The 6,005-nt window shown below is 50.5% G+C and carries 5 protein-coding genes and 2 pseudogenes; 4 read left to right on the top strand and 3 right to left on the bottom strand.

Features of this window, described 5'->3' with window-relative positions; translation table 11 throughout:
- A pseudogene (locus MR847_RS05045) lies at nt 1-242 on the top strand (hypothetical protein); the annotation flags it as partial.
- 20 nt (nt 243-262) lie between these two features.
- On the opposite strand, the gene MR847_RS05040 reads toward MR847_RS05045, so the two are convergent.
- Genes MR847_RS05040 through MR847_RS05030 form a run of 3 tightly spaced genes read right to left on the bottom strand, consistent with a single transcriptional unit; the run spans nt 263 to nt 3,884 of the window.
- Nucleotides 263-3,010, bottom strand: a complete 2,748-nt coding sequence (locus MR847_RS05040) for a valine--tRNA ligase (RefSeq protein WP_287723111.1) — start codon at nt 3,008-3,010, stop codon at nt 263-265.
- 58 nt (nt 3,011-3,068) lie between these two features.
- Nucleotides 3,069-3,557 (bottom strand): type II toxin-antitoxin system MqsA family antitoxin, encoded by a 489-nt coding sequence (locus MR847_RS05035; protein WP_100426578.1) that lies wholly within the window; start codon nt 3,555-3,557, stop codon nt 3,069-3,071.
- Nucleotides 3,558-3,884 carry a type II toxin-antitoxin system MqsR family toxin gene (locus tag MR847_RS05030; RefSeq protein ID WP_100426577.1) on the bottom strand — a complete coding sequence of 109 codons (327 nt, stop codon included), beginning with the start codon at nt 3,882-3,884 and terminating at the stop codon, nt 3,558-3,560. It lies immediately after the preceding gene.
- A gap of 262 nt (nt 3,885-4,146) precedes the next feature.
- On the opposite strand from MR847_RS05030, the gene MR847_RS05025 reads away from it, so the two are divergent.
- From MR847_RS05025 to MR847_RS05015, 3 genes and pseudogenes are all read left to right on the top strand, one after another.
- Nucleotides 4,147-5,139 carry an FRG domain-containing protein gene (locus MR847_RS05025; protein WP_287723110.1) on the top strand — a complete coding sequence of 331 codons (993 nt, stop codon included), beginning with the start codon at nt 4,147-4,149 and terminating at the stop codon, nt 5,137-5,139.
- Nucleotides 5,139-5,426 (top strand): hypothetical protein, encoded by a 288-nt coding sequence (locus tag MR847_RS05020; RefSeq protein ID WP_287723109.1) that lies wholly within the window; start codon nt 5,139-5,141, stop codon nt 5,424-5,426. The genes MR847_RS05025 and MR847_RS05020 overlap by 1 nt, the downstream gene beginning before the upstream one ends.
- A gap of 10 nt (nt 5,427-5,436) precedes the next feature.
- Nucleotides 5,437-6,005 (top strand): annotated as a pseudogene (locus MR847_RS05015) (hypothetical protein); the annotation flags it as partial.

Genomic DNA, 6,005 nt, shown 5'->3' with positions numbered 1-6,005 from the left:
TTAGGGAATTTCACGATTCAATTCGTCAGCAGGTAGAGCAGGTACTTATCGGGAAACGAAAAAGTATTGAGTCCTTCGGGAATGAATGCTCATGGCTTATCCGCCCAGATTTCACCTTCGTAAGGGACAATTACGCCCTTGACGACAATAGCCGCGAAATGATGATTGATACGCAGGAACTTCGTCTGTTGATTGATGACTGGGTTGCAAAAACAGGAGCCCGAGAGGGACTCCTGTCTTGATTTTTTAAGGTTTATCGCGACTAACGCAATTCTTCGAGAGCCTTCTCGTTTTTAGCAATAATATCCATCTGCGTAGCAAGCTTCGTCCTTTCGGCGTTTACCACAGCTTCGGGGGCACCGCTCACGAACTTTTCGTTCGAGAGCTTGCGTTCGATGCTGGCGGCGAATGCCTTGGCCTTCTCGATTTCCTTTTCGAGGCGGGCGATTTCTGCTGCCGGGTCGAGGATACCTTCCAGCGGGATGTAGAGTTCGCCACCGGGCACCACGGCGCTGGCGCTGAACTTCGGCTTCACTGCCTTCACGGCGACGCTCAGGTCAGAGAGACCCGAAAGTTCGGTGATGATTGCCATGCAGTCCTTCACGCTTGCTTCCGTTGCAGCATCGTCCACACTCACCACGGCGCTGAGCTTGGTGGCGGGGCTCACGTTGTAGCGGCCACGCACGCCACGCACGCTTTCCACCACGGCGAATGCCTGGTCGAATGCGGCTTCGATTTTTGCGTCAATGAGCGATTCGTCGGCCTTGGGCCATGCGCGGCTGATGACCATTTCGCTGCCCTGGAACAGGATGCTGTTCAGTTCTTCGGTAATGAACGGCATCACCGGGTGGAGCAAGTCGAGCACGTTCTTCAGCACGTAGCTGAGAATGGCCATCGCGTTCTTCTTTTCGGCGGTGAGCGTTTCGCTGTTGATCACGGACTTCTTAATCTCGAGATAGCTGGAGCACACGTCGTCCCACACGAAGCGGTACAGGAACCCGGCGAGTTCGGCGAAGTGGTATTCTTCGAGCATGCGGGTGGCGTCCTTGATGGTCGTCTGCAGGCGGCTCAGAATCCACTTGTCTTCCAGTGCGAACAAGTTCTTGTCCATCGGAAGTTCGGCGGCAAGCGCACCGGCCTGTTCGAGCTGCGGGTAAAGGAAGCGGCAGGCGTTCCACAGCTTGTTGCTGAAGTTACGGCCGATTTCGAACTTTTCGCTGGTGTTGATTTCGCGGCCGTCCGGCTGCTTTTCCTTCTTCACCGGCAGGCGCACGTCCTGGTTGTCGGTGCAGAGGCTTGCCATCACGAAGCGCAGAGCGTCGGTACCGTACTTCTCTTCGATATCCATCGGGTCCACGCCGTTGCCCTTGGACTTGCTCATGGTCTGACCATTGCCGTCGAGGATCTTCGGGTGGATGTACACCGTGTGGAACGGGACCGTGCCCATGTTTTCCTGGCTGAAGAGCACCATGCGGGCGACCCACAGCGTAATGATGTCGCGGCTAGTCACGAGCACGCTGGTGGGGTAGTAGCGCTTGAGCGTGTCGGTGTTTTCCGGCCAGCCCATCGTGGAGTGCGGCCACAAGCCACTGGAGAACCACGTGTCGAGCACGTCTTCTTCTTGCTTGAGTTCGTGACCCGGCACCGCGTCGGGCTTGAGGTCTTCTTCCTGGCTGCACACGAGGTAGCCGCCGTTTTCGGCCTTGTAGAAGTAGATGTCGTCGCGGCCCGCGAATGCGGCATTCAGTTCGTCTTCGCTTGCGTCTGTGTGCCAGATAGGAATGCGGTGACCCCACCAGAGCTGACGGCTGATGCACCAGTCGCGCTTTTCTGCGAGCCAGTCCAGATACTTGTTGGCGTAGCGTTCCGGGATAATCTTGATCTCACCGGATTTTACGGCATTCATCGCGTTTTCGGCGAGCACGTCCATCTTCACGAACCACTGGTCGCTGAGGTACGGCTCGATCACGGTCTTACTGCGGTCGGAGTGGCCCACGTCCATTTCGTGGTCTTCCACCTTGATCAGGAGGCCCAGTTCTTCGAGACCTGCCACCACGGCGTCGCGGGCGGCCTGGCCCTTGAGACCCTGGAACTTGCCGGCGTTCTCGTTCAGGCTGCCGTCGTCGTTCATGATGTTGATCATCGGGAGCTTGTGACGGAGGCCCGTCGCATAGTCGTTCGGGTCATGTGCGGGCGTCACCTTCACGGAACCCGTACCGAAGTCCTTGTCCACCAGGATAGCGTCGGCAATCACCGGAATTTCGCGGTCAACGAAGGGCACCTTCAGCATCTTGCCGATGAACTGCGCATAGCGTTCGTCGTTGGGGTGCACGGCGAGGGCGGTATCGCCCATGATGGTTTCCGGACGGGTCGTGGAAACGGGGATAAATCCCGAACCGTCGGCCAGGGGATACTTGAACGTCCAGAAGTGGCCCTTCACGTGTTCGTAGTAGATTTCGTCGTCGGCGACGGCGGTCTGGAGCTTGGTATCCCAGTTCACCAGGCGCTTGCCGCGGTAAATGAGGCCCTTCTTGAACAGGTTGAAGAAGGCGTGGCGCACGGCCTTTGCGCAGACCGGGTCCAGCGTGAAGCGTTGGCGGCTCCAGTCGCAGCTAACGCCGAGGCTCTTGAGCTGCTTGGTGATACGGGCTTCGTATTCGTCCTTCCATTTCCAAATACGTTCCACCAAGGCTTCTCGACCGATGTCATGACGCGTCTTGTGTTCGTCTTGGAAAAGGCGCTTTTCGACCACGGCCTGCGTGGCAATGCCCGCGTGGTCCGTACCCGGAATCCAAAGGGTGTCGCGGCCCGTCTTACGGCGGTAACGTACCAAAATATCCTGGAGCGTATCGTTCAAAGCGTGTCCCAGATGGAGTGCGCCGGTAACGTTCGGGGGCGGAATCACGACCGAGAACGGTTCGCCCTTTCCGCTGGGTGCAAAACTGTTATTCTCAGCCCAGGTCTTATGCCATCGGGCTTCCACATCTTTAGAATTGTAACGAGTTTCCATAATTTATTTCCACAAATAATTTCTTAATGTGGGCAAATTTAGAAAAAAACAGTGAACTTCACGAACGAGATGTCTTTGAACAGGACGAACTCTTGTCTTTTTTTACCTGATAAGCACTTTTGGCTTCGCAGGCGCAGATTGCTTTTTGATTTGTTAGAATGGCCATGGCGTCCGAGGAATCCCGCAGGATGCGAAGCAGGTTGTCCATGGAACGGCTCTGTGTCACGGTTCCTTTTTCGTACTTGGCAAAGGCCTTCGGTCCGCCACCTACGATTTCTGCAAATTCTTCCTGGGAGTAACCGAACTTCTTGCGAATTTCTACGATTTCCTGGGGCTGCAATAAGCCCTCCACTTCCCGGTAGAGAGCGTCGAGTTTTTTGTTGATTGGTCCGACGCGTTCCTCGTCAATGAATTCCTCGCCACATCCGGTACAATGGAAAATTGGAAGGTTGTTTACGGTGATGGATTTACCCTTGTAGGTGTAGGTTTCTTTTACTTTTTTTCGGATCACTTTTGCGCTGCAAATGGGACATTCTTTGATAATCATTTATAGCTCCTTGAACGAAATGACAACTCCGTTTCCATTTTTTGTTATTTGAATTTTGATGTACAGCTTTACGCAAGAACCATCTGCTTTTTTGTCGGAGGAATGATAAACATCTTGCCAAAGAGTTGTGTCAGCGTCGGTTGTCATAGTCTTGTATATTTCGTTACTCCTTAATTTGCATACGCGTTCAACGATTGAATCTTCGTCTGTGTATCCTAGCAGAACGGCAGTCTGTTTAGAAGATCGTGTAACAAATCTTTTGTCTTTGTCCTGGAGCAGTTTTTTAATCAACTCCAAATCATAGTGTGCTTTGCCGAGGTGTTCCATTCAGAAAGCCTCCTCAAACGCAAAAGAATCTGTCTTGATTGAAATATAGATATAAATGTACCATAATGGTACTTTTTGCAGGTAATATTTTTGCATTTATCCTCCTGTCGCTACATGCTGAAAAGCGACGGTTTTGTGCTTCGGTTTTGCTTATCTAAAAATCAGAAATCGGTTTGAAATCTGCGAATTTCGCCGCAATCAAATGTACACACAAATTCTTGTCACAAAGTGTCAAAATGGTGGCAAAAGTCATGAATCTTCTGTGAAAATTACCGAAAAAAGTCAAGTTTTTTGCCGTTTTCGGCAAAAATACTTGACATTGTTTTTTTTTGTTTACATTCAAATCGTGCGCACGATTCATTCCATTGCAGAACTTTTGGACTGCCTGAAACAGATAGAACGCGAAGGCCTGGAGGGCCATCGTGAAAATGTCTGTTATTATTACCGAGGTGAAGCGGAGGACTATGGCCCGACGGGAGCGACCCCTTGTATTGCAAGAAATGATCGCTTGAAAAAGGAAACGAAGATTTTCCGCGAGGCAGAACGGCGCTTGCCCGACGAATTTGCCGCCTGCAGGTCAACTTTTGAAAAACTTGTCTTGATGCAACATTACCAAGTCCCCACTCGTCTTTTGGATATTACCACAAGTGCGCTGCAGGCAGTGTTTTTTGCTTGCTACAACGATCCTGATTACGGTATGAGTAACGAAAAAGAAGGCTGTAGGGATGGGGTTATATATGTCTACGAAGTTCCTGAAGACAAAATCAAGAATTATCATTCCGACGCGGTTAGCATTCTGGCGAATATTGCTGTGTATCAGCACGAAGATAATCTAGACATTCGCAATCTTGATGCTGACGAGGAACATGACCGCAAAAGGTTCAATGAAAGTGGACCTATAAAGTACCTGCTCCATGAAATTAAGGCCGAAAAACCTCATTTTGTTGGATGGATAAAAAAGCAAGATATGGAAGGCGTATTCTGTGTTCATCCTTTGCTGAACAACCCCCGGATTCGGGCGCAGCAAGGTGCGTTTATGATTTATGGCATTGATGGAGATCGTACCAAGCTCGCCCAATGGAAGGATGCCCCTCGTAACGGAATGATTCGCCGAAAAATCAGGATTCCTGCAGAAGCCAAGAAGCCGTTGCTCAAGGAGTTGCAGATGCTGGGCGTGACCATTGATGTGGTCTATCCCGATTGGAAAGGAACAAAGCAAAGACTGGATTCAAAAGATTTTTTGAAGGAGATGTGATGTTTAAGATTGAAGGCTATGTGGAAACAATCTCTTCGGATGGATATTTTACAATCCGGGGCGGGGATGGATTCAGTCTGGAAAAGGACGAAAAGAAGTACAATGTGTTTTGGAATGGCGATAAACCTTGCGAACCCATTGCGGAATCCGAAGGGCTAAAGGTACCTAATGACTGGCGTCAGTGGGAATACCAGATGCTTGTTGCCGCGAAGTTAAGTCATCAAAAGGTTGAAGTCCAAGTGAGTTGCGAAAACCGCACATGTGTGACAAAGGTGACATTAAAATAAAGGGGACGATATGACAAAATTAACGAAAATTCTAGCGATGCTGCTGTTGGCGGCAAGTTGCTCCTTTGCCAATTGGCTTGGGGGCACCAGTGAACCCGAAAACACCAAGAAGATTGATGGCAAGGTGTTTTACCAGATTACCACGCCCGAGGAACTGGCCTGGTTTGCGGTGCAGGTGAATTCGGGCAAGACCACCATAAATGCCCAGCTGGCTAACGACATTGTGCTGTGGGACACGGAGGTTACCGATAAAAGCGGAACCACCCGCTGGAAGGCCATAGGCGATACTTCGACCCGTGCCTTTGATGGTGTGTTTGACGGAAATGGTCATAAGATCAGCGGTCTGTATGTGAATGATACGTTGGCTGCCAAGGCGGACTCCATTAGCCGGGGCCTATTTGGTGTCGTGGGTGAAAATGGAGTGGTTAAGAATTTAAGCGTGGATAATGCTTATGTGTACGCCCATGTTGATTCTACAAAATCAAAAAAACGTTATGGTAACATTGGCGGGCTAGTTGGCAAAAATAAAGGAACCATAGAAAATGTTTCTTATGATGGAACTGTGTTGACTTATTTGAG

The sequence above is a fragment of the Hallerella sp. genome (genome assembly GCF_022776125.1).
Classification (GTDB): domain Bacteria; phylum Fibrobacterota; class Fibrobacteria; order Fibrobacterales; family Fibrobacteraceae; genus Hallerella; species Hallerella succinigenes.
The sequence above is the reverse complement of the archived record's forward strand: the minus strand, read 5'-3'. Positions and strand labels throughout refer to the sequence as shown.